Source organism: Enterovibrio norvegicus FF-33 (assembly GCF_000286835.2).
GTDB classification, from domain to species: Bacteria; Pseudomonadota; Gammaproteobacteria; order Enterobacterales; family Vibrionaceae; genus Enterovibrio; species Enterovibrio norvegicus_A.
In genome coordinates this window covers 1-453 of the sequence record NZ_AJYD02000014.1, presented here as the reverse complement: position 1 = coordinate 453, position 453 = coordinate 1, and the positions used below count along the sequence as shown (strand labels likewise).

Sequence of the window (453 nt, the reverse complement as noted above, 5' to 3'; positions counted from 1 at the left end):
TTCAACCTATACAATTTGTGTGGACACTGGCATTAATAGTATCGTTAAGGAGGTGATCCAGCCCCAGGTTCCCCTAGGGCTACCTTGTTACGACTTCACCCCAGTCATGAACCACACCGTGGTAAACGCCCTCCCGAAGGTTAAGCTATCTACTTCTGGTGCAGCCCACTCCCATGGTGTGACGGGCGGTGTGTACAAGGCCCGGGAACGTATTCACCGTGGCATTCTGATCCACGATTACTAGCGATTCCGACTTCACGGAGTCGAGTTGCAGACTCCGATCCGGACTACGACGTACTTTCTGGGATTCGCTCCACCTCGCGGTCTTGCTGCCCTCTGTATACGCCATTGTAGCACGTGTGTAGCCCTACTCGTAAGGGCCATGATGACTTGACGTCGTCCCCACCTTCCTCCGGTTTATCACCGGCAGTCTCCCTGGAGTTCCCGACATTA

Annotated in this window: 1 rRNA gene; it reads right to left on the bottom strand. The window is 54.1% G+C overall.

The annotated features are described in order from the left end of the window. Window positions 1-45: 45 nt before the first annotated feature. A 16S ribosomal RNA gene (locus A1OO_RS06410) occupies window positions 46-453 on the bottom strand; the annotation flags it as partial.